General features: G+C 49.9%; 23 protein-coding genes and 1 pseudogene. 17 read left to right on the top strand and 7 right to left on the bottom strand.

Going from position 1 to position 24,252, the window contains the following annotated elements:
• The 3 genes from SFSGTM_RS00515 to metX are packed head-to-tail and all read right to left on the bottom strand — an operon-like array spanning window position 1 to window position 2,842.
• Window positions 1-1,110 (bottom strand): MlaE family ABC transporter permease, encoded by a 1,110-nt coding sequence (locus SFSGTM_RS00515; protein ID WP_162083452.1) that lies wholly within the window; start codon window positions 1,108-1,110, stop codon window positions 1-3.
• 2 nt (window positions 1,111-1,112) lie between these two features.
• Window positions 1,113-1,694 carry a methionine biosynthesis protein MetW gene (gene metW, locus SFSGTM_RS00510; protein WP_162083451.1) on the bottom strand — a complete coding sequence of 194 codons (582 nt, stop codon included), beginning with the start codon at window positions 1,692-1,694 and terminating at the stop codon, window positions 1,113-1,115.
• A complete protein-coding gene (gene metX / locus SFSGTM_RS00505) occupies window positions 1,691-2,842 on the bottom strand; it encodes a homoserine O-succinyltransferase MetX (protein ID WP_232526013.1) in 1,152 nt (383 codons plus the stop codon). The genes metW and metX overlap by 4 nt, the downstream gene beginning before the upstream one ends.
• 3 nt (window positions 2,843-2,845) lie before the next feature.
• Here metX and SFSGTM_RS00500 point away from each other — a divergent pair, with 3 nt between their 5' ends.
• The 6 genes from SFSGTM_RS00500 to SFSGTM_RS00475 all read left to right on the top strand — a co-directional run bounded on the left by SFSGTM_RS00500 (window position 2,846) and on the right by SFSGTM_RS00475 (window position 8,642).
• Window positions 2,846-3,328 carry a hypothetical protein gene (locus tag SFSGTM_RS00500; RefSeq protein ID WP_162083450.1) on the top strand — a complete coding sequence of 161 codons (483 nt, stop codon included), beginning with the start codon at window positions 2,846-2,848 and terminating at the stop codon, window positions 3,326-3,328.
• 71 nt (window positions 3,329-3,399) lie between these two features.
• Window positions 3,400-3,867, top strand: a complete 468-nt coding sequence (locus SFSGTM_RS00495; protein ID WP_162083449.1) for a hypothetical protein — start codon at window positions 3,400-3,402, stop codon at window positions 3,865-3,867.
• 63 nt (window positions 3,868-3,930) lie between these two features.
• Complete coding sequence (locus SFSGTM_RS00490; RefSeq protein WP_162083448.1) at window positions 3,931-4,707, top strand: hypothetical protein; 777 nt, start codon at window positions 3,931-3,933, stop codon at window positions 4,705-4,707.
• A 73-nt stretch (window positions 4,708-4,780) separates the two neighbouring features.
• Window positions 4,781-7,147 (top strand): heavy metal translocating P-type ATPase, encoded by a 2,367-nt coding sequence (locus SFSGTM_RS00485; RefSeq protein WP_162083447.1) that lies wholly within the window; start codon window positions 4,781-4,783, stop codon window positions 7,145-7,147.
• Between the two features lie 122 nt (window positions 7,148-7,269).
• Window positions 7,270-7,497: a hypothetical protein gene (locus SFSGTM_RS00480; RefSeq protein WP_162083446.1), complete on the top strand. Its 228-nt coding sequence runs from the start codon at window positions 7,270-7,272 to the stop codon at window positions 7,495-7,497.
• Between the two features lie 293 nt (window positions 7,498-7,790).
• Window positions 7,791-8,642: a TonB-dependent receptor gene (locus tag SFSGTM_RS00475; RefSeq protein ID WP_162083445.1), complete on the top strand. Its 852-nt coding sequence runs from the start codon at window positions 7,791-7,793 to the stop codon at window positions 8,640-8,642.
• Here the strand turns inward: SFSGTM_RS00475 and nhaR are convergent.
• The gene (gene nhaR / locus SFSGTM_RS00470; RefSeq protein WP_162083444.1) at window positions 8,616-9,551 is read right to left on the bottom strand and encodes a transcriptional activator NhaR; all 936 of its coding nucleotides are present in this window, start codon (window positions 9,549-9,551) and stop codon (window positions 8,616-8,618) included. The two genes, SFSGTM_RS00475 and nhaR, sit on opposite strands and share 27 nt — an antisense overlap.
• Before the next feature lie 109 nt (window positions 9,552-9,660).
• On the opposite strand from nhaR, the gene htpX reads away from it, so the two are divergent.
• From htpX to trxA, 6 genes are read left to right on the top strand one after another with little or no spacing between them, the layout of a single operon-like run.
• Window positions 9,661-10,539 (top strand): protease HtpX, encoded by an 879-nt coding sequence (gene htpX / locus SFSGTM_RS00465; protein WP_162083443.1) that lies wholly within the window; start codon window positions 9,661-9,663, stop codon window positions 10,537-10,539.
• Window positions 10,520-11,785 (top strand): TolC family protein, encoded by a 1,266-nt coding sequence (locus SFSGTM_RS00460; protein WP_162083442.1) that lies wholly within the window; start codon window positions 10,520-10,522, stop codon window positions 11,783-11,785. Before htpX ends, SFSGTM_RS00460 begins: the two co-directional genes overlap by 20 nt.
• Window positions 11,782-12,945 (top strand): efflux RND transporter periplasmic adaptor subunit, encoded by a 1,164-nt coding sequence (locus SFSGTM_RS00455; RefSeq protein ID WP_162083441.1) that lies wholly within the window; start codon window positions 11,782-11,784, stop codon window positions 12,943-12,945. Before SFSGTM_RS00460 ends, SFSGTM_RS00455 begins: the two co-directional genes overlap by 4 nt.
• A 2-nt stretch (window positions 12,946-12,947) precedes the next feature.
• Window positions 12,948-16,046 (top strand): efflux RND transporter permease subunit, encoded by a 3,099-nt coding sequence (locus SFSGTM_RS00450; protein WP_162083440.1) that lies wholly within the window; start codon window positions 12,948-12,950, stop codon window positions 16,044-16,046.
• 19 nt (window positions 16,047-16,065) lie between these two features.
• A complete protein-coding gene (locus SFSGTM_RS00445; protein ID WP_162083439.1) occupies window positions 16,066-16,443 on the top strand; it encodes a P-II family nitrogen regulator in 378 nt (125 codons plus the stop codon).
• A 42-nt stretch (window positions 16,444-16,485) separates the two neighbouring features.
• Window positions 16,486-16,863, top strand: coding sequence for a thioredoxin (gene trxA / locus SFSGTM_RS00440; protein WP_162083438.1), 378 nt, complete (start codon window positions 16,486-16,488; stop codon window positions 16,861-16,863).
• 140 nt (window positions 16,864-17,003) lie between these two features.
• Here trxA and SFSGTM_RS00435 read toward each other — a convergent pair whose 3' ends face one another.
• Window positions 17,004-17,819 carry a helix-turn-helix transcriptional regulator gene (locus tag SFSGTM_RS00435; RefSeq protein WP_162083437.1) on the bottom strand — a complete coding sequence of 272 codons (816 nt, stop codon included), beginning with the start codon at window positions 17,817-17,819 and terminating at the stop codon, window positions 17,004-17,006.
• Window positions 17,820-18,064: 245 nt separating this feature from the next.
• Here SFSGTM_RS00435 and tsaA point away from each other — a divergent pair, with 245 nt between their 5' ends.
• The 3 genes from tsaA to corA all read left to right on the top strand — a co-directional run bounded on the left by tsaA (window position 18,065) and on the right by corA (window position 20,262).
• A complete protein-coding gene (tsaA, locus tag SFSGTM_RS00430; RefSeq protein ID WP_162083436.1) occupies window positions 18,065-18,559 on the top strand; it encodes a tRNA (N6-threonylcarbamoyladenosine(37)-N6)-methyltransferase TrmO in 495 nt (164 codons plus the stop codon).
• A gap of 38 nt (window positions 18,560-18,597) precedes the next feature.
• Window positions 18,598-19,047: a hypothetical protein gene (locus SFSGTM_RS00425; RefSeq protein ID WP_162083435.1), complete on the top strand. Its 450-nt coding sequence runs from the start codon at window positions 18,598-18,600 to the stop codon at window positions 19,045-19,047.
• 153 nt (window positions 19,048-19,200) lie between these two features.
• Window positions 19,201-20,262, top strand: a complete 1,062-nt coding sequence (gene corA, locus SFSGTM_RS00420) for a magnesium/cobalt transporter CorA (protein WP_162083434.1) — start codon at window positions 19,201-19,203, stop codon at window positions 20,260-20,262.
• A gap of 191 nt (window positions 20,263-20,453) precedes the next feature.
• Here corA and SFSGTM_RS17040 read toward each other — a convergent pair whose 3' ends face one another.
• A complete protein-coding gene (locus SFSGTM_RS17040) occupies window positions 20,454-21,647 on the bottom strand; it encodes a hypothetical protein (RefSeq protein ID WP_198420582.1) in 1,194 nt (397 codons plus the stop codon).
• 338 nt (window positions 21,648-21,985) lie between these two features.
• On the opposite strand from SFSGTM_RS17040, the pseudogene SFSGTM_RS17275 reads away from it, so the two are divergent.
• Together SFSGTM_RS17275 and SFSGTM_RS00410 are read left to right on the top strand one after the other, a co-directional pair.
• Window positions 21,986-22,162: pseudogene (locus SFSGTM_RS17275) on the top strand (YgaP-like transmembrane domain); the annotation flags it as partial.
• A 33-nt stretch (window positions 22,163-22,195) separates the two neighbouring features.
• A complete protein-coding gene (locus SFSGTM_RS00410) occupies window positions 22,196-23,107 on the top strand; it encodes a GGDEF domain-containing protein (RefSeq protein ID WP_232526012.1) in 912 nt (303 codons plus the stop codon).
• Here SFSGTM_RS00410 and SFSGTM_RS00405 read toward each other — a convergent pair.
• Window positions 23,104-24,252 carry an FAD-dependent oxidoreductase gene (locus SFSGTM_RS00405; protein WP_162083432.1) on the bottom strand — a complete coding sequence of 383 codons (1,149 nt, stop codon included), beginning with the start codon at window positions 24,250-24,252 and terminating at the stop codon, window positions 23,104-23,106. The genes SFSGTM_RS00410 and SFSGTM_RS00405 overlap by 4 nt on opposite strands.

Raw genomic sequence — 24,252 nt, 5'->3', positions numbered from 1 at the left:
TCAAATACCCAGCTTCACTAATAAAATGGCGAAAATCGCATTTAACAGTATGACTGAAACGATGCTTTCCACCACCGTCGCCGTCGTATTCAAGCCGATACTGCGTGCATCTCTGGCAACATTAAAGCCCATATAGCAGGCAATCACGCCGATAAAGGCCGCGAATACTGGCGCTTTCAGCAAACCTATCAATACGGTTTTTATTTCCAGCACCTGATCCAGACGACTCATAAAACTGGCAGGGGTAATATCCAGCTGTTGCGCCGCGACCAGCATGCTCCCCAACAAGCCCGCCACATCACCGACAAATACCAGCAAAGGCAGCGCGATGATCAGCGCAAGAATGCGGGGGATCACCAAGACAGCGTAGGGTGACAATCCGAGCACACTAATCGCATCAATTTCTTCATACACTTTCATCGTGCCCAGTTGTGCCGTAATCGCAGCCCCTGAACGCCCCGCCACCAGTATCGCCACAATCACTGGCGCAAGCTCACGGCACACGGCTAATGCCGCGCCATCAACCACAAAGATATTTGCGCCATATTGTTTGGCCTGTATGCCCAACAGATAACTGAACACCAGGCCAAGCAGAAACATCATGGCAAATGCCAAAGGAATGGCATACACCAGTATCACTTCGATTTGATTGGTAAATTCTTTGGTGCGAAAACGTTGGGGATAACGGAGCAGCTGCATGAATTCTGTGCTCAACACCCCGATAAATGCCAGCAGCCCATGTGCGCGTTGCCAGCCGGTGGTGGCTAACTTACCTAGACCGGCTAACGCAGAATGCTGTCTGTGACGGTTGCTGATCAAGCTGGCATCAAAATTCTGTTTTACCAAATCCAGTATCGCCAGATGCTCAGTACTGAATCCAGAAAATGTGGCTGTATCTGGTGCCAGCCCACCATCATGCAGCGCACGCAACAGTGCCCAGGCACCGCTGGTATCTAAATAAGTAATGGCACTACCATCTACCTCGACAGGCAAAATAGCAGCAGGTGAGTCCAGTGGTATCAGCTGATTGAATGTACTTAAACGCCACGCCCCTGCAACTTCCAGGCGTATGGCCTTATCCGTCGAGGTAGCATGCAGCGTGGGGAGCATGATTAGTTGCGTTCAAACCGGTAAACGGCGAGACTGCCAGCGAGGTTTTGCATGAAATGCACTCGCTTGCCCGCCGTCATCACCACCCGTTCGCAGATACGGATGTCCAGTTTGGCACACAAGGCCTCAAAGTCATGCATCGTACACAGGTGCACGTTAGGCGTGTCATACCATTGATAGGGAATATCCGTAGATACCGGCATGTGACCACGGATGACTTGCAGGCGGTTTTTCCAGTAGCCAAAATTGGGAAAAGTGACAATGCCCGCATGCGCCACGCGCAGCATTTCGCGCAATATGGCCTCAGTGTGATGCATGGCCTGCAAGGTTTGCGACAGCACCACATAGTCAAAACTATCGTTCGCAAACTCAGACAGACCTGCTTCCAGATCGCGCTGGATCACATTCACGCCATTTTGCACGCACGCCAGCACATTGGCATCAGACAGCTCCACGCCATAGGCATGCGCCTGTTTAGTGTCTTGCAAATGCTTTAATAACTTGCCATCACCGCAACCCAGATCCAGCACTTTCGCGCGCACAGGTACCCAGTCAGCGATGGTTTTAAAATCTTGCCGTATCATCCGCTCACCCTTTCCATATAGGCACGCACCAGGGCATGGTAATGTGCGTCAGGCATCAGGAATGCATCATGGCCGTGCTTAGAAACAATCTCGGCGTAGCTTACTTGCTGGCCGTTATCCAGCAATGCCTTGACTATCTCACGTGAACGCTCCGGCGCGAAACGCCAGTCAGTGGTAAACGAAATCACCAGAAACGCCGCCTGCGCAGGCGCCAGTGCTGCTGACAAGCCCGCTTCAGGCGCAGTGTGCGTAGGGTCAAAGTAGTCCAGCGCCTTGGTCATCAGCAAATAGGTATTGGCATCAAAGCTGTCGGCGAATTTATCGCCCTGATAGCGCAAGTAGGACTCAATCTCGAAGTCCACATCGTAGCCATAATTAAACCCGCCCTGACGCAAAATACGCCCAAATTTACTGCCCATCACATCATCGGACAGATAAGTGATATGCCCCAGCATCCGCGCCAGCCGCAAGCCACGTCGTGGATAAGTGTCATGCTGATAATAATCACCACCGTGAAAATCAGGGTCAGTCAAAATCGCTTGCCGTGCCACATCATTAAAAGCAATATTTTGCGCCGTCAACTTGGGTGCAGACGCAATTACCAGACAATGCCGCACACGCTCGGGATAAGCAATACTCCAGTGCAACACCTGCATGCCACCCAATGAGCCACCCATAATCGCAGCAAACTGGCGTATGCCCAACTTATCCGCCAGCCGTGCCTGACTGGCAACCCAGTCTTCCACCGTCACCAGTGGGAAAGCCGCGCCATAAGCATGACCTGTAGCAGGATTAATGGATTTAGGTCCGGTCGAACCATGACAACCACCCAGATTATTCAAGCCGATGACAAAGAAGCGATCAGTGTCGATAGGCTTGCCCGCGCCCACCATGTTATCCCACCAGCCCGGCTTTTTATCGCTTGCTTCATACACACCAGCAACATGATGGTTGCCAGATAAAGCATGACATACCAAAATAGCATTACTGGCATCCGCATTGAGCGTGCCATAAGTTTCATAAACGAGGTCGTAGCTATCCAGCACCGCGCCGCTTTTCAGCGTCAGCGGGGTGTCGAAATGCGCAGTTTGTGCGGCGACGACCATATTTTGAGTTGATGATGCAGACTGCATAGTTATTCTAGACATTGAATGATAAATAAGATTATAGCGGTATTCCGCCCCAATCCCACAGTATTACGCGAACGCTTTTTAAGTCGGTTTGCAGGACGCACAATTATCGTCCACACCGGATTAACCATAGGCTGGGTAGGTGAATTGGTAAAAGAGGCGGGCGGTGGCAGTCATTTCCGCATTGACGCCCGCCGTCCACCCTCACGCCGCCCCACGCCCATCGAATGGGTCGTGCATCAGCACTTGCTCACCCACCATATTCCGACACCATTTATTGTCAAAGTCATCGACAATCAGCTCTGGGTACGCCATCTGGTGCGCAACGACATGCCCGTCCATCCCTCCGAAATCCACTGGATGCTCACCGAGTTTCCCGATAACTTTCACCTGAAACTCACTGCCGCAGGCAAAGGCTTCATCGCCGAACGCGGCATGTCAGTTGCGGAGAACGCGATTAACCTCAATGCAACCTGGGCGGGTACCGAGACTGAATTTCCATAATCCTGTCATCTACAACCATAACGCGTCCCAACCAGATACAATCAACTTCTGTATTTCCGTGAGGCATACCCATGTTCAAGACCAGCCGCATAAGTTATGGCGGAACAGCCGCTGTCGTTACCAGCATGGCATTGATTACTGGCCTCCATTCTGCTGACGCCACCAAACCCATTATCATCAGCGCACTGCTAATCGCCGCGTTTGCTGACAACCTCACCGACGCACTCAGCATCCACGTCTTTCAGGAATCAGCGCAACTAGATCAAAAATCCGCATTCATCGGCACCATCACCAACTTCATCACCCGATTACTGCTGTGCATCAGCTTTATCCCCCTGATCGCATACTTCCCGCTCACACATATAGACCAATTATCCATCATCTGGGGTATGCTGCTTCTGGCTAGCATCACCAGCATGGTGGCATGGGAGCGCAAGGTAAAACTGCTGCCGGAAATCATTAAACACCTGCTGGTAGCCGTAGCCGTCATCAGTGCAAGTAAAATAATAGGGCACTGGATAAGTAGCGTAATCAACTGATGCAATGACTAGACTAAGTCCACATCAATAAATAAAACATACAAACATAATCAAGAGGGCAAGATGAATAACAAACAATCGTGGTTGGGGATATTCCAAATAATCGGGCTGGTGTTGGCCGTGGGGTTAAGCCTGAACGCCCATGCAGGATTATTCGGGTTCGGTGGCACAAGCTGGAAGGAAGAGGCGTTGCAAAATGATGGCAGTACGATACTGGTTAGCCGATCACAAAGTTATGGCGGCCGTCACGAAATTGGCCAGTCGCCGCCTATAAAGAAACAATCCCTGAGTTTTACTTTGCCTGGCACAGACAAAACCATCAGCTGGGAAGACAAGGCGACTGAGGCCATTGGGCATGCCAATTTTGATTTGTTGGCTTTGCACGTAGAAAACGGCACACCCTATCTGGTGACTTCGCCCAATCTTTGTCTTTCTTATAACAAATGGGGCAGACCCAATCCGCCTTATGTATTTTTTAAATACGACAGTAATGCATGGCAACGCATTCCGTTATCTGAATTCCCGGCTGACTTAACCCGGATTAATTTAGTGATACAGGGTAATGAAGACGACTTGACCAGCCAGTCGCCCATTACGCCAGAGGGGATTCAGAAACTCAACGGTAGTTTTGTTCAGCCCGAATACCACTTTATTCTTCACGCGCCGACATCTGGGCGGTATTCCAACACCTCGTGTATGAATTTGATTTATTACAAAGAGGCCTGGGTTGGGCCTGGAAAGAATTCTATTGGACGTATGATGCGAGACGGGGAATGTTCGTCAAATGATGCAGAAATGCGGATTGGATGCACCTCGAATGACGAACAGCAAGATAATTAATACGTCTGGTGACACAGGACGAATTTTTCCTTCCTGTACTTGTCTCAGTTAAACACCCATAAGCAGGTCTATCATGAAACCACAATACAGCACCCATCAGCTCGCCATCAAAGGCATGACTTGCGCCTCCTGCGTCGCCCGGCTGGAAAAGACGCTGGGGAAAGTCGACGGGGTGGTGGAATGCAGTGTCAATCTGGCTACCGAACAGGCGACGCTGCATACTCAGGCAGGCACTTCCATCGCTACGCTTGAGGCTGGTGTTGTTGCTGCGGGTTTCGAAGTCGCCAAATTCAGCATGGATGTCGCTATCAAAGGCATGACCTGCGCCTCATGTGTGGCGCGAGTGGAAAAGGCGCTGCGCAAGGTGGAGGGCGTGACCGAAGTTGCGGTCAATCTGGCGACTGAGCGCGCGCATGTAGTGAGCCTCACACCTGTCATATTCGGCGAATTGCAAGCGGCCGTGACAGCGGCAGGGTTTGAATTAACGGCGCTGACCGACGAACCCGCACCAGCACCACGTACACCCGACTGGCTGCCGGTTGCTTTCGCAGCAATATTAACGATACCACTAACGCTGCCTATGTTTGCGATGCTGTTCGGTGCCGAATTCAACTTGCCCGGCTGGCTGCAATGGCTGCTGGCGACACCAGTACAGTTCTGGCTGGGCGGACGCTTTTATCGGGCGGGCTGGAAAGCAGTCAAGGCCGGCGCGGGCAATATGGATTTGCTGGTCGCTATCGGCACCTCCGCAGCCTATGGTTTGTCACTGTATTTACTCACGCAGGGGCAAGATCAGCATTTATATTTTGAAGCGTCTGCTGCGGTCATCACCTTGGTACTGCTCGGCAAATGGCTGGAATCTCGTGCCAAGCGGGAGACGGCTGCGGCTATCCGTGCGCTGATTGCGCTGCGTCCTGACATTGCACGGGTGCGGCGTGATGGCGTGGATAGCGAAATCCCGTTAGCCAGTGTGCATATCGATGACATCGTCGTCACACGCCCGGGTGAGCGTGTTGCGGTGGATGGGATAGTCATAGAAGGGCAGAGTCTGGTTGATGAATCCATGATGACAGGCGAAAGCGTGCCCGTGCATAAAGCGTTGGACGATAAAGTCATCGGTGGCACAGTGAATTACGATGGCGTATTAGTTATCCGCACCACCGCTATCGGCCACGATACCCTGCTGGCGCGCATTATCCAGCTGGTCGAATCCGCCCAGGCCGCCAAAGCACCGATACAACATCTGGTCGATAAAGTCAGTGCGGTGTTCGTTCCCGTGGTGCTGGTGATTGCACTCATCACCTTATTAGGCTGGGGCTTGCTCGGTGGTGACTGGCAAGTGGCGATATTAAACGCCGTCGCGGTGCTGGTCATTGCCTGCCCATGCGCGCTGGGTTTAGCCACGCCTACCGCCATCATGGCAGGCACAGGCGTAGCAGCACGTTACGGCATATTGATTAAAGATGCCGAAGCACTGGAAATTGCACACAGCGTAACCTGCATCGCTTTCGACAAAACCGGCACGCTCACGCAAGGTCGCCCCAGCCTGGTAGCATACATTCCCTATCAAATCAGCGCAGATGAATTATTGCAGCTGACCGCCAGCGTACAGCAAGGTAGTGAGCACCCACTTGCACGTGCCGTTCTGCAAACGGCGAAGGAACACAGCATTCAGCCGACAGCGACTACACTCACCACTGCGCGGCCTGGACTGGGCGTATCCGCACAAATCAACGACGCCACGCTGTATCTTGGCAATGCACGCTTAATGCAGGAATTGCAGATTAACGAGGCAACCCTGTCAGCTTTACTCACAACCGATGTCGCAGCAGGACACACGATTTCATGGCTGGCACGGCAGCAGGGTGATAAATCCGAATTACTGGGCATGCTGGTATTTGGCGACGAAATTAAACCCAACGCTGCCGCAGCAATAAGCGCATTGCGCGATTTGGGCGTGCGCAGCGTCATGCTCACGGGTGACAACCACGCCAGTGCAGCCGCCGTCGCGCAGGCATTAGGCATAGACGAATATCACGCCGAAGTGATGCCTGTCGACAAAGCCGCGCAGGTGCTGGCGCTCAAACAGAATAAAGCCATCGTCGCCATGGTCGGTGACGGCATCAACGACGCACCCGCACTTGCTGCAGCCGACGTCGGTATCGCCATGTCCACAGGCACCGACGTCGCCATGCATGCCGCGGGGGTAACACTGATGCGCGGCGACCCTATGCTCATCCCCGCCACGCTGGATATTTCGCGCCGCACTTATAACAAGATACGGCAAAATTTATTCTGGGCATTTGTTTACAACCTCATCGGCATTCCCCTCGCGGCAGCAGGCATGCTGAACCCCGTCATTGCCGGTGCAGCCATGGCAATGAGCAGTGTCAGCGTGGTGAGCAATGCGCTTTTATTGAAACGCTGGCGGCCTGAATGATCTACCTATTTGCAAAAAATATACTATTCTTAACTAAACAGGGCTAAATATTCATGAAATGCTGCCGTTAACAGAACACGAAGTAGTTTATTTGTTTTAGTTGTACCGTGACACAGGAGGTTATGATGAGTACCAGCGGATGTGCTTCTTGCCAATCAGGTAGTGGTTCCAATTCACTACAGGCCTATCAACAGTTAATGCAAGCGCAGCAAAACAACAGTGCGCAACAGAATACGCAAGTTCAGGAAGTGCAAAAACAGATTGCACAACAGGCTAACAGCGTTCCTCCGAGTCAGAATCAACCAACTATCGGTTCTGCAGTGGGTGGCGTCATTAACATCAAAGCGTAATTGATTTAAGCTATCAGTTCAGGGTGACGGTTACTGGCCTGCACCCACACAAAACTATCTGGCCCTCTCGGGCAAATTTATTACCCACTCAAATCTGCAAACACACCCGACTGCGACAATTTGACGCGGTTTGTGTGTAATACCTTTATTTATAATGTTGTTTTTCTCAATTTACAAAAACAACATGAAAACTCAACATTTACTCATACTCAGCAGCTTGCTACTTACTACTCCGGCTTTTGCATGCTCCAGTTGCGGCTGCACACTAAGCCCTGTCTGGGGAAAACCAGGGCATGACCACTCAGGAAGGTTTACGCGTGGACTTGCGTTATGACTATATCAATCAGGATCAATTACGGCATGGCAGTGGTGTTGCCAGTAGCGCAGATGTCGCCAACGCACTAGCTAATGGTAGCGCGGGTGAAACTGAGCAATACACCAAAAACAATTACTACACTTTAGGGCTGGATTATCTGATTAACCGTAACTGGGGTGTGAATCTGCAAGTGCCTTACATGGATCGCGAACATGGCACGCTGGGTGCAAGCGAAACTGATGTCACATCTTCACACACGCAAAGTCTGGGTGACATCAAGCTGATAGGGCGCTACCAAGGACTGTTTCCTGATGCCAAAACCGGGCTGATGCTGGGGATGAAATTTGCCACGGGTAAGCAGGACTACACCTTCAACAGCGGCCCTGGAGCAGGTGGCGCATTGGATGCCAGCCTGCAGCCAGGCACGGGCAGTACTGATTTAATCATCGGAGCATACCATTTTGACAGGCTCACCCCGACTGTAGACTGGTTTGCACAAGGCCTGTACCAGACAGCGATGAGTGCGCGTAATGATTATCGCCCCGGCAATGCCATCAACCTCAATCTGGGTATGCGCTACACGGGATTTGGTAACATCATGCCGCAATTGCAAATCAACGCGCAGCAACGTCAGAGCGATAGTGGTAATTTAAGCGACCCAATGAACACTGGTGGCAAACTGGCTTACCTTAGCCCTGGCGTTACCATCAAAGTCAGCGATCAAGTTAAGGTCTATGGCTTCGTGCAATTGCCTGTTTATCAATATGTAGAAGGCTTGCAACTCGCACCGCGCTGGAATGCTTCATTTGGTGTGAACTTCGGTATTTAACTTCGTTCCCGCCACCATCACCTGCCGTGCCGCCTGGCTGATTGCCAGCACGGCGGGGTGAGTCAATCGCCGCTCGGTAGAAATCGCATAAAACTGTTCGGTAACCGCCGTGGTGGCGCCCAGCAGGACACTGCCTGATTGCTGCTGTACCAGTTTAACTACCGCAGTCGGCACAGGGTAAACGCCCACACCCTCTTGCCCAAATGCATTCAGCAACGCACTATCGTCAAATTCACCGACGATATTAGGGCGTATGTGCAAACTATCGAACCAGCGCATCAAACGCGGTCGCATAGACGCGTCTTCCCCAGGCAGCAGCAACGGCACCTCGGCCAATAATGCAGGAAAAGCCAGCCCCTGATATTGCTCGGCAAGGCTGGTGCTCGCGAGAAAGCTGATGCCACATTCGCCCAGTAAATGACTAAAGCCACGCACATTCAGATTGCTGGGCATGGCTCTGTCGGCAATGACTAAATCCAGTTTATGCACCGCCAAGTCGCCTAACAAACTTGCCAGTCGTCCCTCACGACACAACATTTTTGGTTGCTCGTCCATGTGAATAGCGGGTTCGAGTAGCTGGTAAGCCATGGTTTTAGGTACGACATCAGCAATACCCACCTTGAATTGCAACGCGCGTTTACTCGGATGCTGACGCAACGCGTCCTGCATTTCCTCACCTAGCACGAAAATTGCTTCTGCATAACCAAGCACTAAACGCCCCGTCTCGGTCAGTTCCAGCTTTCGCCCGCTCTTACGAAACAGTTGTACACCTAGTGATTCTTCCAATATACCGAGTTGCCCACTAATAGATTGGGGCGTGAGATGCAATTGCTGAGCGGCTTTACCAACACCGCCAGCTTTGGCGACAACCCAGAAATAATGCAAATGTTTATAGTTAATCTGACTCATGATAGTAAGTTTTTTACGAACAATTATTCAATTATATTCGATTATTCATGTGCAATGTTGATGCGTAAAATGGGTGTTATCAACTCTCTCTACTTCAGGAGCATTTAACATGAAACGTACCTTTTTATTTTTATTAACCAACTTGGGCATTATTTTAGTGCTGTCAGTGACCGCCCAAGTGTTCGGACTGAATCGTTATTTAGACGCCAATGGCTTGCACCTCAGTAGCTTGCTCGGATTTGCGGCGCTGATGGGTATGGGTGGTGCATTTATTTCACTGGCGATTTCTAAGTGGAGCGCATTACGTATGGTCGGTGGGCAGGTGATTACCTCGCCACAAAACAATCAGGAAGCCTGGTTATTTGCCACGGTGCAGATGTACGCAAAAGAAGCCGGTATAGGCATGCCGCAAGTGGCAATTTATGATTCCCCTGAAATTAACGCATTTGCCACAGGGATGAACCGCAATAGCGCACTCGTTGCCGTTTCAACGGGACTGTTGCAGCAATTGCGCCGCGAAGAAGCCGAGGCCGTGATTGGTCACGAAATCGCCCACGTTGCTAATGGCGACATGGTAACGCTGGCCTTGATACAAGGCGTAGTGAATACCTTTGTGATTTTCTTGGCGCGAATAATTGGTTATGCTGTGGATAAATTGGTGTTTAAAAACGAGAATGAACAGGGCACCGCCTATTTTGTAACTTATTTCATTGCAGAAATGGTATTGGGGATTCTGGCCTCGACTATCGTCATGTGGTTTTCACGCCAGCGTGAGTTCCGTGCTGACGCAGGCGGCGCACAACTGGCTGGTCGTCAAAACATGATAGCTGCATTACAAGCGTTACAACGCGCCCACGAACCTGCTGCATTGCCAGAGAAAATGGCCGCTTTTGGTATCGCTGGTGGCAATGGCACATCAGGCTTACGTCGCTTATTCATGACTCACCCACCGTTGGAGGAACGCATAAATGCTTTACGCCAAGGATAATGCAGCATTGAATTTGCTCAAGCAGGTCACAATAGCCGCACTGTTACTGCCGCTATCAACGTGGGCGGCAGATTTACCCACTTATAGCGTAGAACAGCTGATCGCTCTGGGTATGGCTAATAATCAAAACGTGCAGGCAGCCGAATCTGGCGTCGTGGCAGCACAGGCAGGAATAACAAGTGCACGCGCTTTCCCCAACCCTGAGCTGGAAGCCACCACAGGCAAAATTCGCGCGCGTCAGCCAGGTGCAACCGAAGGCAATACAGTGACCATGGGCTTGATCCAGCGGCTGGATCTGCCCAACGTCCGTAATGCCCGCGTGGATGTAGCGCAATCCAATGTCGCCTATGCAAGCAGCGAGAAAACTGTAGTCACCAGTGAAGTGCGAGCACGCATCAAGCTGGCCTATTTCAATGTACTACGCCGCCAGGAAGAACTAAAAGCAGCGCAAGAAAACAACAGACTGGTGCAGGAAATATTCAATCGCGTAAAAGTCAGGGTAGATACTGGTGAAGCGCCACGCTATGAATTGATTAAGGCTGAAACCGAATTACTCAACACCCAACGCACATTACAAGCCGCAACCTTACGCGTCACCCAGGCCAAAACGGCTCTCAGCCGTGAGGTCGGTGGCGCATTACCACCTGAATTTAATGTGGCAGACTACAGCGTGAAACGCCTGGTGTTAGCAGGTGCTGACTTGAAAGCAGCCATCGCCAACAACCCCTATTTGCGTCAGTCACAAGCCGATCTGGTACGCGCACAACAACAACTCACGCTTGAACGCAACTTGCGCACGCCTGACATCAGCTTACGCGCAGACTGGGATAGAGAACCAGACATCAATGCCTCACGTATCGGCATACAAGTCACACTGCCGATCTGGAACCAGCGTCAGGGCCCTATCGATGTGGCCGCGGCGCAGCTGGCACAAGCGCGCAATCGTTATGACGCAGTGGATTACAACGTCAAACAAAGCCTGATTACCGCATTAAACGAATATGAAATTGCTACCACTCAGGTATCTGCGCTGGAAGAAGGCGTCATGCGCCAGGCTGAAGCCGCATTAAAAGTTGCCGAAGCCGCATACCGTTTTGGTGAACGCGGCATCCTCGATTATCTGGATGCACAGCGTGTATATCGTACTACCCGCAATGATCTGATCGCAGCCCGTTATGAACAAGGCGCCGCACTAGTCGAACTAGAACGCTACACAGCCCTTAATTTAGAAAGCCCCGCACCATGAATACATCATCCAAAATTATCAGTTTGTGCGTAGCCAGTGCGCTAACATTCGGCCTGACTGGCTGTGGCGAAGAAAAAAAACCAGCTCCGGCGCCCGCTGCTGTTGAGGTTGACCCTACTCTGGTTACACCGCCTGCTACTGTAGTTGCCCGAATTAAAGTCGCACCACTGACCGAACATCCAATAGCCGACATGCTGCGCGTGGCAGGGCAGGTAGATTTTGATGAGCAGCGTATCGAACGCATTGGTTCTACCGTCGCTGGACGAGTAGTGGAAGTTCGCCAGCACTTGGGCAATACCGTCAAAGAAGGTGATGTACTGGCCATATTAAACAGCGCTGAATTGGGTCAGGCGCAATTAGCGTATCTCAAAGCCCGATCCCAGTCTGCACTGGAGCAGCGTAACGTAGAACGGGCAAAATTATTATTATCCGCTGACGTGATAGGTACTGCCGAACTGCAACGCCGTGAAAATGCACTGGAAATGGCACAGGCGGAAATGCGTGCCGCCGCTGATCAATTGAAAGTATTGGGCATGAGCAGCGCCGGTCTGCAACGTATTGCGCGAACCGGCAGCATCGATTCCGTAAAACCAGTAACGGCAACCAGGTCAGGTATAGTCGTGGAGCGCAATGTAACTCAGGGTCAGGTTGTTGCACCTTCTGACCCTATGTTCACGATCGCTGATCTGTCCCATTTATGGGTGATTGCCGAAGTGCCTGAGCAGCAGACTGCCAATGTCAAAATTGGCCAGGAAGTCGCCATCGAAATCCCGGCATTAAATGGTGAGCACGTGGCTGGCCATCTGGTTTACATCAGCAATACCGTCAACCCTGAAACACGAACCGTATTGGTACGCACAGTAGTAAACAATACTGATGGCCGATTAAAACCCGCCATGTTGTCCACTATGCTGATTGCGACTGAAGCCGTACCACGCCTGGCAGTTCCAGTCACCGCAGTGGTTAGAGAAAACAACCTGGACTATGTATTTTTACAAATCAAACCGGGGCAATTCAAACTGACAGAAGTGCGTCTGGCGCCTGAAGTGAATGGCTTACGCCCAGTGCTGTCAGGCGTGAAGCTGGGTGATAACGTAGTGATTGACGGTGCATTCCACCTCAATAACGAACGCAATCGCCAAGCGCTGGAAGGAGCATAGTCGTGATTGCTGGATTAATTAGAAATGCGCTCGCTCAACGCCTGATTATTGTCGTTGTCGCTGTTGCCATGCTGCTTTTTGGGCTGGACGCAGCACGCAAACTGTCCGTAGATGCATTCCCTGATGTCACCAACGTCCAGGTACAAATCGCGACCGATGCCTCGGGACGATCACCTGAAGAAGTAGAGCGCGGTATCACTGTACCGCTGGAAGTGATTATGACCGGCCTGCCGGGTCTGGTTGAAATGCGTTCGTTAAACAAACCCGGCTTATCATTGATTACGCTGGTATTTACCGAACAAACCGATGTGTTCTTTGCGCGTCAGCTGGTAATGGAGCGCTTGCTGGAGGTACAGCCCAAAATGCCGCAAGGCATCACCCCCGTGCTAGGGCCTGTTTCGACAGGGCTAGGCGAGGTTTATCAATACACACTCGACCGACCTGATGACGGCAATCGTGAATTGACCCAAACTGAGCTTACCGACCGTCGTATTGCGCAAGACTGGGTCGTGCGCCCACTGTTACGGTCTATTCCCGGCGTGGCCGAAATCAACTCTCAGGGTGGCTATGTCAAAGAATATCAAATTCTGGTTAACCCAGATAAATTACGCCACTACAAACTCAGCATAGCCGATATTTATCAGGCGGTAGAGCGTAACAACGCCAATGCCAGCGGCGGTATTTTGCCGCAACGTACCGAACAATACTTAATCCGTGGTATCGGTCTGGTAAAAAATCTGGATGATATCCGCGCCATCGTGGTCAAAGAAAAAGAAGATGTTCCTATCTTCCTGCGTGACGTCGCGGATGTGCAGATAGGCCACGAAGTCCGCTATGGTGCTGTCGTCAAGAATGGCGTCACTGAATCCGTCGGCGGTATTGTCATGATGGCGCGAGGTGGTAATGCCAAAGAAGTGGTCACGCGCATCAAAGCCCGAGTAGCGGAAATTAACGCCAAAGGCATGTTGCCGGGCGGAATTAAAATCGTACCTTATTACGACCGTTCCGAACTGGTCGATGCCGCTTTGCATACGGTGACAAAAGTGCTGATAGAGGGTGTTATCCTCGTCGTCATCGTGTTGTTCCTGTTCCTGGGTGATGTGCGCTCGTCGCTCATTGTCGTGGCAACTCTGGTACTGACCCCATTACTGACATTTCTGGCAATGAATCAGCTCGGCATCTCCGCTAATTTAATGTCATTAGGTGGTCTTGCCATTGCTATTGGTTTAATGGTCGATGGCTCGGTGGTAATGGTAGAAAATGCCTTTGGCAAGCTCGGCCATGCCAAGCCCCATGACAGCAAAGCGCGGATTATCCTCGGCGCGGCAACGGAGGTGGCAACTCCGGTCATCTTTGGCGTGGGCATCATCATCCTGGTATTCCTGCCGCTGATGACGCTGGAAGGCATGGAAGGCAAGATGTTTGCGCCTTTAGCTTTCACTATTTCCATCGCGCTGGCGATTTCGCTGGTACTGTCGCTTACACTCACCCCAGTGCTGTCCTCTTACCTGCTCAAAGGTGGCGCAGAGCATGACACACGGCTGATTGCTGCGATCAAGCGACCTTATCTGCATTTGCTCAACACCGCATTGTTGCACAGACGCAAAACCCTCATCATCAGCACCAGTGCGTTTATCGGCGCAGTCTTGCTCGTACCATTTCTGGGCAGCAGCTTCATCCCGGAAATGAAAGAAGGCTCTATCGTGCCAGCGATTAACCGCGTGCCCAATATCTCGCTGGAAGAATCATTGCGCATGGAACAGGAGGGTATGAAACTCGTCATGCAAGTGCCGGGCGTAAAATCAGTGGTGTCAGGCGTTGGTCGTGGTGAAAGCCCGGCTGATGCGCAAGGCCCTAATGAGTCCACCCCTATTGTCAGTCTTAAGCCGCGCGATGAGTGGCCTAAAGGCTGGACTCAGGACACCATTGCAGATGCTATCAGCAGTAAGTTATCAGTGTTACCCGGCGTACAAATCGTGATGGCGCAGCCGATTTCTGATCGAGTGGATGAACTGCTCACAGGGGTGCGCTCAGACGTCGCGATCAAAGTATTTGGTGATGATCTGGATGAACTCAAACGCAAAGCTGATGCCATTGCCAAAGTCGCACGCACCGTCAACGGTGCACAGGACATCCGGGTAGAACGCGTCACCGGACAGCAATATCTGGTAATTGATATTGATCGCTCCGCGATTGCGCGTTATGGACTCAACGTTGCCGATGTACAAGACCTTATCGAAACGGCTATCGGTGGTAAAGTTGCCACGGAAATTTTTGAAGGCGAGCGGCGCTTCCAGGCCACTGTGCGCTTACCAGAAGGCTTCCGCGACAATATCGAATCCATCCGCAATATCTTGATGAGTACTCCGTCAGGCGCACAAGTTAATCTGAGCAGCCTGGCCAAAATCAATATAGTCGAAGGCCCGGCGCAAATCAGCCGCGAAATGGGCAAACGCCGCATCGTAGTGGGCGTCAACGTCAAAGATCGTGACCTCGGTGGCTTTGTGACCGAGCTGCAACAAAAAGTCGACAGCCAGATCAAGTTACCAGAGGGTTATTATCTGGAGTGGGGTGGTCAGTTTCAGAACATGGAACGCGCCATGGGTCACCTGATGTTAATTATCCCGATTACCATAGGCGCTATTTTCTTCTTACTGTTCTTGCTGTTTGGCTCATTGCGTTTAGCCAGCCTGATCATACTGGTGCTGCCATTCGCCTCTATCGGCGGTGTCATCGGCTTGTTTGTGACGGGTGAGTATCTCTCCGTGCCTGCATCCGTCGGCTTTATCGCGCTGTGGGGGATGGCGGTGCTTAACGGTGTAGTACTCGTGACCTATATACGCTCACTCCGCGAACAGGGAAAATCTATCGCGGATGCCGTGGTCGAGGGCGCAACTGCCCGTTTCCGCCCGGTGATGATGACCGCGACGGTGGCGATGCTGGGGCTGGTACCCTTCCTGTTTTCAACCGGACCCGGCTCTGAAATACAACGCCCATTAGCTATCGTCGTTATCGGTGGGCTGATTACCTCAACATTGCTAACGTTGGTAGTGTTGCCTTCGCTCTATAAATGGTTCGATGAGCCACCAATTGAAGCCTGATTTTGAATAGGAAAATACCATGAAAGAAATCCGTGCCGTTATCCGCCCCAAACGCCTGTCGCAATTACGCGAGGCGCTACGGGATATTTCTCACTTTCCCGGCGTAACCGTTTTTCGCGGCGAAGGCTTCACCGCACCAGAATCAGCCGACCGCAGTAGCCTGCGTGCGGAACTGACTGACTTCACTGATAAAGTATTAGTCTCCGTTATCGCGCGGGATGAAATGGTCGATGTCATCACCAAGGTTATTATGGACGAATGTCGCACCAGCCAGATAGGCGATGGCTTAATCTGGGTCATGCCTATCGTAAGCGTACAGCGCATCCGCGATGGTCATTGGCTGCAAGCCAGTGAAAACGGCATAGAATGCCTGTCACCACAAAGTGACACCGTGTAAATCTCGTGATATTGTTATGTCACTTTTTATCAGGAGCAACTCATGGCTGTTTTAGACTTAAACGAAGAGAATTTTGAATCTACCGTCCTCGACAACGACTTCGTTATTGTTGATTTTTGGGCACCATGGTGTGGTCCTTGCCGTGCTTTTGCGCCAACCTTTGAAGCCGCAGCTGAAAAGCACCCCGACATCGTTTTTGCCAAGGTAAACACCGAGGTAGAACAAGGTATCGCAGGCAGCTTTCAAATCCGTTCAATTCCAACCTTGATGATATTCCGCGAAAAAGTCATTATTTATTCGGAAGCAGGCTCATTGCCAGCATCAGGCCTGGATGAATTAATCGGCAAAGTCCGCGAACTGGACATGGCAGAAGTCCACAAGGAAATCGCTGAAGAGCAGGCAAAAGCTGACAAGGCTTAATCCAGTCAGCAACACCACACAAACTCGCGTCACTTGGCGCGAGTTTTTTTTGGATGGTGATGAGCAGCAGGCACGCCTTGATTGATTAAGTAAAAGTCAGGTAGTAATATTAGGTACTACAATCATCAAAATACCAAGTATCAACTTTCTTCCTTGGCAGCATCAAACAATACATCTAACGGATCTGGAATAATTGCGGTCTCACCCCGGTCTATACGATGCTTATCCATAGACATCCGAAACAGTTTCAACACGTTATTCACTGGGCAAACCCGCTGAAATGCCAGCAAAATCAACTGTGCACGGTTGTTGACATCAAATTTCTTGAATAAATTGGACAGGTACAATTTGACGCTCTGCTCTGACAAATGCATTTCATTGGCGATTTCCTTAGTGGATAAACCATCCAGTACATAACGAAATACTTCTGCCTCCCGGGAGGTCAGTATTTTTTTGATTGCGTCGATAGATTCCTGAATGATGTCTTCAATCTGGCGTGAATTACGCACCAGACGTGCGGCTATATGCCGTTCTACCCAAATTTCGCCACGACTTACTGCCAATATCGAGTTAACCACATCCTCCGCGGTCATGCTGTCGCGCAAATACCCATCAAAACCAGCACGTACCAGTTTGATCAATAAAAAATCCTGCATACCCTGACCAAACACTATCGCGCCACCATCAGGCGCACCTTCTCTGAACTGTTTGATTAATGACCCCGGCTCATCGGGTACGACACGCCTGTCCACCAGCAATACATCAGGTCGAAACTGTGCCAGTATTTTTTTACAATCGCCATTCGGGCGTTCACAACGCGCCAGACCAATTTCTGACGAACGCGACAAGATACCCAAAATGCCTTCTACGTAAAAGTCATGATTTGCCAATACCAATACCCGGACTGGATTAATCTGCACCTGCGTACTTTTTGGCTGCTCTGCTAATGTCTCCACAATACATTCTCCTGATCCCCGAAAGGTTATTATTTTCCAAGTATATATTTATAGTAGAAAAATACCATTAATGAAATACCCCAATGGTCTAGTTTTAAGGCGTTATAACCTAGCCATTTGTCTAATAAGATAGCGTGAAAAAATAGCCTCGCAGCCAGTTTCAAATTCAACTTTGTTAGTTAAGCTAGCTCCTCGTCACACATCACCTGATGTGCCGATTAAATAATTAATAAAGGAGATACGTCATGAACGCTGTAGCACAAACAGTCGATTCTAACCATGCATACATAATGCAAGAAGAAATTACGGTACAGCCCATTGGTCATGTACGCAGTGAAATTATCGAGCCCATTTTCGGCGGCTGGCGAGACCATATCTCCCAGATCGTACTTGACCCAGCCCACGCCGCTTCGTTACAGGGGCTATTAACTTATTCGCACGTCATGGTTGTTTTCTGGATGCATTATGTCTGTTATAGCAAATCAGTCCATGTACCGCAAGCCAAGGAACTAGTACCCGAAGTGGGTATTTTTGCCTGCCGCTGTCCTGCACGCCCTAATCCTGTTGGCTGCACGACCGTACGATTGCTGGAAATCAAAGACAATATCCTCACGCTACAGGGGCTGGATGCCGTGCATGAAACGCCTATTATCGATATCAAACCAGTCACACCACAGTATGACTGTACGGAACAGGATGAAATCCGCGTACCCGACTGGATATTCCGTCTGGATTACTAAATCACCCCCTTAACGCTTTAACATCAAAGGAAACCACTATGAGCATGATCATTCCATTACATTTATTTGCTGCCATTATCTGGATAGGGGGTATGTTTTTTTCTCTGTTTATCTTGCGACCGGCCTGTATTGAAAATCTCGAGGGACCTTTCCGTATCAAGTTGATGCGGGGCGTTATGGAACGATTTTTTAAAGTGGTCTGGATATTGGTTATCACCCTGGCCACCAGCGGCTATTTTGTAGTCAGTCAGATGGACGGTCTGCCATGGCATGTCAAAATGATGCTGATATTTGGCAACACCATGTTCGCTATTTTTCTATTCGCCTATTTTGTGCCATTCCGCCAATTCAATACTGAATTGCTGGCAGGAAATAACGCTGCCGCCGCCAAGAAACTGGATTTTGTGCGTAAGCTTATACTCACTAACTTTGTTTTAGGTGCCATGTTGAGCATGGGCGGAGCGCTTGGGCGCTTTGTCGCGCTGTAATGGAGTCACCCCGCTTTGCGCCATTCTGTAGCGGCAGGCAAGGCGGGCAGTCGGCGAGAACTGGCTGAGAATCAGCAACCCCTGCTCCCTGTAAATTTTGCTGGGCACAAGTCTGTGCTAGGATAAACAATTCTGACCTGGCAAGCTGATGTTATGCGACACAAGAAGAATATCCACAAATCTGGCATGCCACCTGGCACCTTGGTCTATGCTACAGATCAGCCCACAACTCGGGATGCAGGAGTTACCCTATTCGATTTCGATGAGCAGCTTGTAGTTGAAAATGCTATTCATGAGATTGCTGAATGTCTGCCGTTTATCAACGCACAGACTGTGACCTGGGTTAATGTCGATGATGTACAAACACCTGGATTGCTGGAAAGCTTTGGTAAAATATTGGGGTTTCATCCGCTCATGCTGGAAGACATCCTGCATACCGATCAACGTCCAAAATATGAAGATTACGGTGATTACCTGTACCTCGTAGTCAAAATGCTGGATTTCGACAGCGGCAAAAATGAAATCGTCGTTGAGCAATTAAGTCTGGTGCTCGGCGAGAATTACATAATTTCGTTTCAGGAACGTCCTGGCGATATGTTCGATGCCCTGCGTGAGCGCATACGTAAGAATGCCAGCCGTATTCGCAAATCGAAAGCCGATTACACCGCCTACGCTTTAATGGATTTAGTCGTTGACCGTTATTTCGATGTGCTTGAAAAATTCGGCGACCGTATCGTAGCGCTGGAAACGATATTGGCAAAACACCCTAAGCCGGACACTTTGCGCAACATCCACAAGCTGCGTCAGGAGCTGATTTTTCTACGCAAATCCGTATGGCCTTTGCGTGACGTAGTTGCCTCCATGCAGCGTGCCGAATCGCCGCTGATACGCGACAGTACCGAGCTATTCCTGCGCGACTTGCACGACCATGTGCTGCGCGTTACCGACAGTATCGACACATACCGCGACATGCTATCGAGCATGCAGGACGTGTACCTGTCCACCATCAGCAACCGCACTAATGAGATCATGAAAGTACTGACATTATTTTCCAGCATCTTTCTGCCACTCACCTTCATCGTCGGTATATTTGGCATGAATTTCCGTAACTTTCCCGAGCTAGACTGGCCCCATGGCCTGCAAGGCACATTGCTGCTAATGCTGGTGACTGGCGTGGGAATGTATCTATTCTTCAAGTATAAAAAATGGATTTAACTAAGTGTACGCTTAGGCGTCGGGAATAGTCTTAGCGCCATGAATATTTAAAAATGATGCGAGTACTGTTATTCATATATTGCGCGCACATTAAATCCATTTTTTGGTAACGGAATGAGAAGGTCAATTTAACACCGCAATAATAAGTCGTTAAAACCGACCTTCCTGATTAATTCAAATAGCCATGATGATTAACGATACTGATTGTGATCGTCATTCTGGGGCTTCCCGCCTCGGTCTTGCGACCCACCCTGACTACCCTGATCTGGGTGTTGCTGGTTCTGTTGATGCTGTTCATCTTTCTGACGTTGCTGAGCCTGCTGTTTTTGTTGCTGTTGCTTATCCTGCTGCTGTTGACCTTGCTGACGCTGCTGATCCTGTTGACGTTGTTGATCCTGTTGTTGCTGCTGACCTTGTGAGTGTTGCTGGTTCTGTTGTCGTTCCTGCTCCAACTTTCGCTGTTGTACTTGCTGCTGTTGTTGCCGTTGCTGATCTTGCGAGCGCTGTTGTTCCTGCTGGCGCTGCTGGTCCTGCTGTTTTTGTTGCTGTTGCTTATCCTGCTGTTGTTGCTGTTGCTGACGTTGCTGATCTTGCGAGCGCTGTTGTTCCTGCTGGCGCTGCTGATCCTGCTGTTTTTGTTGTTGTTGCTTATCCTGCTGTTGCTGTTGCTGACGTTGCTGATCCTGTTGATGTTGTTGATCTGACTGGCGTTGCTGACCCTGCTGTTCCTGCAAGCGTTGCTGCTCTTGCTGCCTTTGTTGATTTGGCTGTCCCTGACGTTGTATATACTGCTGCGTTACAGGCTCACGCGGCTGATAACGGTAGTGCTCAGACTCTATAGAACGTTGTTGCTCTGCTGCACGAGGGTAGCGATCTCCCGAGTATTCACGCTGGTAGGCCGGCAATGGCGCAGGTGCAGGCGTAGCATGGTGATCCCATTGATCCCAGCCACTACGACGTTGCTCCCAGTCACGTCCCCAATGCTCACCCCAGTGTGGAGGCGCATCATCACGCCAGCCGCGGAAATAGGTCGGTGGCTGGCGGTAATAACGCACGGGCACTCGTAGCACATATAGCGGCACATAATCGTAACCGATCATATCCCACGGTCCGTTATACCAGCTGCTGGCATACCAGTTATCGCCCTGAAATACCCAGTACAACCCATCATAGAAGAAGTAATTTGAATTTGCATTTGGGTCATAATAGACGGGATAGCCCGGCACTGGGACAAGTCGCGGATACGCTGGCATGTTAATACCGAGACTGACGCCAGGATAATTGATGCCAACGGATACTTGAGTGGGGCGACTCCCAGAAGCATCTGCTACGGTTGCCACTAGCGGAACAATCAACAATGATAATGCAATAGTTTTGAAACGCATTTTTATCCTCCAGACTTAATTTACTAGCGACCATCAGGATGATGGCGCATAAAGACAACACCTGATAAATTGGGCAAACATCATACATGCTGACTTTGAACAATAAGTTAAGTACCAAATACAAACTTAAGCTTATCCCAACATTTAATTTCCACAAGAGTACTGTGGATTAATTTGCTATGACTATCTGTGCGCTACCGCACATAATAGCAAGCATGCCCTGTTGAAATACGTGCTTCAGCTAATGCAATTACTCTAAGTAATATCTTGCGCTGTGCCTATTAAAGTAAAATTGATTGACGTATTATTAGTCCCACGCGACTCTTAAAATTTGTCTCATGGCTAAACTTCCCTACATCGAACCAACTATTCGCTCCATTGCAGGTGGCCTCGTCACTGCCTCGGTTGTGTTGTTGTATGTGAGTCCAGATTTGAAATTTATTTGGCTTACGATCTTGTTTTTTGTCAGTATAAATTTGCTTCAGTCCAGTTTTACCCGTTTTTGCTTAATGGAAAAAGTCCTTAAACAATTCGGGTTTCGCAGTGAGATGGATGAAATCAAGAGTTTAAATAAAATTAATGCAGCCCATCTTGCGACCTTAAACATGCTGAGTGAGGTGGTGATTAAACTCTCCACTGATGGCAAATTAATACGGCTGACTGAAAGCTGGAATAAATTATTGGGTGTAGAAATTTTCAACATAACCAGCTGCCCCTGTCTGGGCAAGCCCTTTACCGACTTCGTAGAAGTTGAAGATCGCACTGCTTTGAGTCAGCTGCTCAGCCAACTAAAACAAAATGAAATCAGCACATTACGGTTCCGCATGTTGCGAGCAGACCTTGCTGAGAATTGGGTGGAAGGTAAATTTACATTATTTGTTAATAACCATGAGCAATCGGTAATTCGCGGCGTTTTAAGGGATGTAACCGAATCAAATTTACAAGAAAAACGTATTGCTCATTTGGCGATGCACGATGCATTAACCAACTTGCCTAACCGCATATTGTTGGAAGAACGAATGGAACAAGCCATTAATCAGGCCAGACGTACGGAGTTTAAAGTTGCACTATTGTTTATTGATCTTGATAATTTCAAACAGGTTAATGATGTTCATGGTCACGAGGCGGGAGATCAACTTCTTATCGCCATCAGCAATATTTTGAAGTCAAATTTACGCACCAGTGACACATTGGCACGCTGGGGTGGCGATGAGTTTGTAGTGCTATTGCAAGGAATGCAGCAGGTGAGTGAAATCTGCAACATTGCCGAGAAATTAATGCGCGCAATAGAAAATATGGACGACGATATCAGTAAATTAGTCACCCTCAGCATAGGGGCCGCAATTTTCCCCGATGATGCAGATACCAGTCATAATTTATTGCAGCATGCGGATAAGGCGTTATTTTTCGCTAAATCCCAAGGCCGCAATAACATTCAGTTATATAACAACATGAACTAATTCAATATTGGTGGCAGCTGTTTTGCAAGCGTCTGCCGTTGCGCGGTTTCTTTGCCAGTCAACGCGAAGCCCAGTAATTTACCCTCTGCATCCTGATACAGCGCACACACACCATCTTCAGTGCAATTGACTTGCCAGGTAGCGCCATCCAGCGGGTTCGCTGTGGCAACAGCGGTGGGGCAGGCGGGCGTTTTAACCACGACGGGCATGGCGGGATAAGCGACTTCGGTAGCTGTACCGGACAAGGTTGCTGCGAGTGCACGGGCTTGAGCCATGAGTGGCAAAACATATGGCAGCACATGTCCCGCAACTTCCGCACAATCACCTAATGCGTATACATCTGGCGCATTGGTGCGCAACTGCCTGTCAGTTACGATACCGCGTTGAACGTTAATACCCGCCGCTTGCGCCATCTGTATGCGTGGGCGCAAACCAATTGCTGACAACACGACATCCGCATTTATCGTAGTGCCATCATTCAAGGTAACCACTAAACCATCAGTACCGTGATTAACTGCACTGGCAAAACCCAAATGCCAGCGCACGCCCAATTGTGCCAAACCATTTTTAATCGCCATACCCGGCACTTCTGGCATTAACCTTTCCAGAGGGTAGTGATGCGGATGTGCAATATCAACGCTGTAGCCTGCATTGACCAAATCATTGGCGAATTCGCAACCTATCAAGCCACCACCAAAGATAGTGACGCGCTTCTTACCCTCTGCGGCTGTGCGAAAACGTGCATAATCTTCCAGATCATTAACCGAGTAGATTGCATCAGTCGCATCACCCTCCAGCTTAGGTTTCACAGTATCTGCACCAAGTGCGAGTACTAACTTACTGTAATCCAGCGTTTCACTGGCCAGCTGAACTTGTTTAGCGGCAACATTAATTGCGATCACCCGAGTATGGGTCAAGATCGTAGCTTTGAGCTGTTCACGCATTTTATCTGCGGACATAGTCACCAGCTGTGCGGCTGATTTACCTTGCGTATAGGCAGTGGACAACATAGGTTTGCTGTAAGCGTCCCCCGCATCAGCGGTGATGATGGTTAAGGCAGTATCAGCATCCAGTTTGCGAAATTCGCGTGCCAGGGTATAAGCTGCCATGCCGCTACCAATAATGATAATGGGGGACGTATTCAT

This window comes from Sulfuriferula nivalis (assembly GCF_009937995.1).
GTDB classification, from domain to species: Bacteria; Pseudomonadota; Gammaproteobacteria; order Burkholderiales; family Sulfuriferulaceae; genus Sulfuriferula; species Sulfuriferula nivalis.
This window is presented reverse-complemented; position numbering and strand designations above follow the sequence as displayed.

Bases quoted from the DNA above. Each gene is read 5' to 3' on its own strand.
- SFSGTM_RS00515 (WP_162083452.1), bottom strand. From the start codon at position 1,110: ATGCTCCCCACGCTGCATGCTACCTCGACGGATAAGGCCATACGCCTG.
- metW (WP_162083451.1), bottom strand. From the start codon at position 1,694: ATGATACGGCAAGATTTTAAAACCATCGCTGACTGGGTACCTGTGCGC.
- metX (WP_232526013.1), bottom strand. From the start codon at position 2,842: ATGTCTAGAATAACTATGCAGTCTGCATCATCAACTCAAAATATGGTC.
- SFSGTM_RS00500 (WP_162083450.1), top strand. From the start codon at position 2,846: ATGATAAATAAGATTATAGCGGTATTCCGCCCCAATCCCACAGTATTA.
- SFSGTM_RS00495 (WP_162083449.1), top strand. From the start codon at position 3,400: ATGTTCAAGACCAGCCGCATAAGTTATGGCGGAACAGCCGCTGTCGTT.
- SFSGTM_RS00490 (WP_162083448.1), top strand. From the start codon at position 3,931: ATGAATAACAAACAATCGTGGTTGGGGATATTCCAAATAATCGGGCTG.
- SFSGTM_RS00485 (WP_162083447.1), top strand. From the start codon at position 4,781: ATGAAACCACAATACAGCACCCATCAGCTCGCCATCAAAGGCATGACT.
- SFSGTM_RS00480 (WP_162083446.1), top strand. From the start codon at position 7,270: ATGATGAGTACCAGCGGATGTGCTTCTTGCCAATCAGGTAGTGGTTCC.
- SFSGTM_RS00475 (WP_162083445.1), top strand. From the start codon at position 7,791: ATGACCACTCAGGAAGGTTTACGCGTGGACTTGCGTTATGACTATATC.
- nhaR (WP_162083444.1), bottom strand. From the start codon at position 9,551: ATGAGTCAGATTAACTATAAACATTTGCATTATTTCTGGGTTGTCGCC.
- htpX (WP_162083443.1), top strand. From the start codon at position 9,661: ATGAAACGTACCTTTTTATTTTTATTAACCAACTTGGGCATTATTTTA.
- SFSGTM_RS00460 (WP_162083442.1), top strand. From the start codon at position 10,520: ATGCTTTACGCCAAGGATAATGCAGCATTGAATTTGCTCAAGCAGGTC.
- SFSGTM_RS00455 (WP_162083441.1), top strand. From the start codon at position 11,782: ATGAATACATCATCCAAAATTATCAGTTTGTGCGTAGCCAGTGCGCTA.
- SFSGTM_RS00445 (WP_162083439.1), top strand. From the start codon at position 16,066: ATGAAAGAAATCCGTGCCGTTATCCGCCCCAAACGCCTGTCGCAATTA.
- trxA (WP_162083438.1), top strand. From the start codon at position 16,486: ATGGCTGTTTTAGACTTAAACGAAGAGAATTTTGAATCTACCGTCCTC.
- tsaA (WP_162083436.1), top strand. From the start codon at position 18,065: ATGAACGCTGTAGCACAAACAGTCGATTCTAACCATGCATACATAATG.
- SFSGTM_RS00425 (WP_162083435.1), top strand. From the start codon at position 18,598: ATGAGCATGATCATTCCATTACATTTATTTGCTGCCATTATCTGGATA.
- corA (WP_162083434.1), top strand. From the start codon at position 19,201: ATGCGACACAAGAAGAATATCCACAAATCTGGCATGCCACCTGGCACC.
- SFSGTM_RS17040 (WP_198420582.1), bottom strand. From the start codon at position 21,647: ATGCGTTTCAAAACTATTGCATTATCATTGTTGATTGTTCCGCTAGTG.
- SFSGTM_RS00410 (WP_232526012.1), top strand. From the start codon at position 22,196: ATGGATGAAATCAAGAGTTTAAATAAAATTAATGCAGCCCATCTTGCG.
- SFSGTM_RS00405 (WP_162083432.1), bottom strand. From the start codon at position 24,252: ATGAATACGTCCCCCATTATCATTATTGGTAGCGGCATGGCAGCTTAT.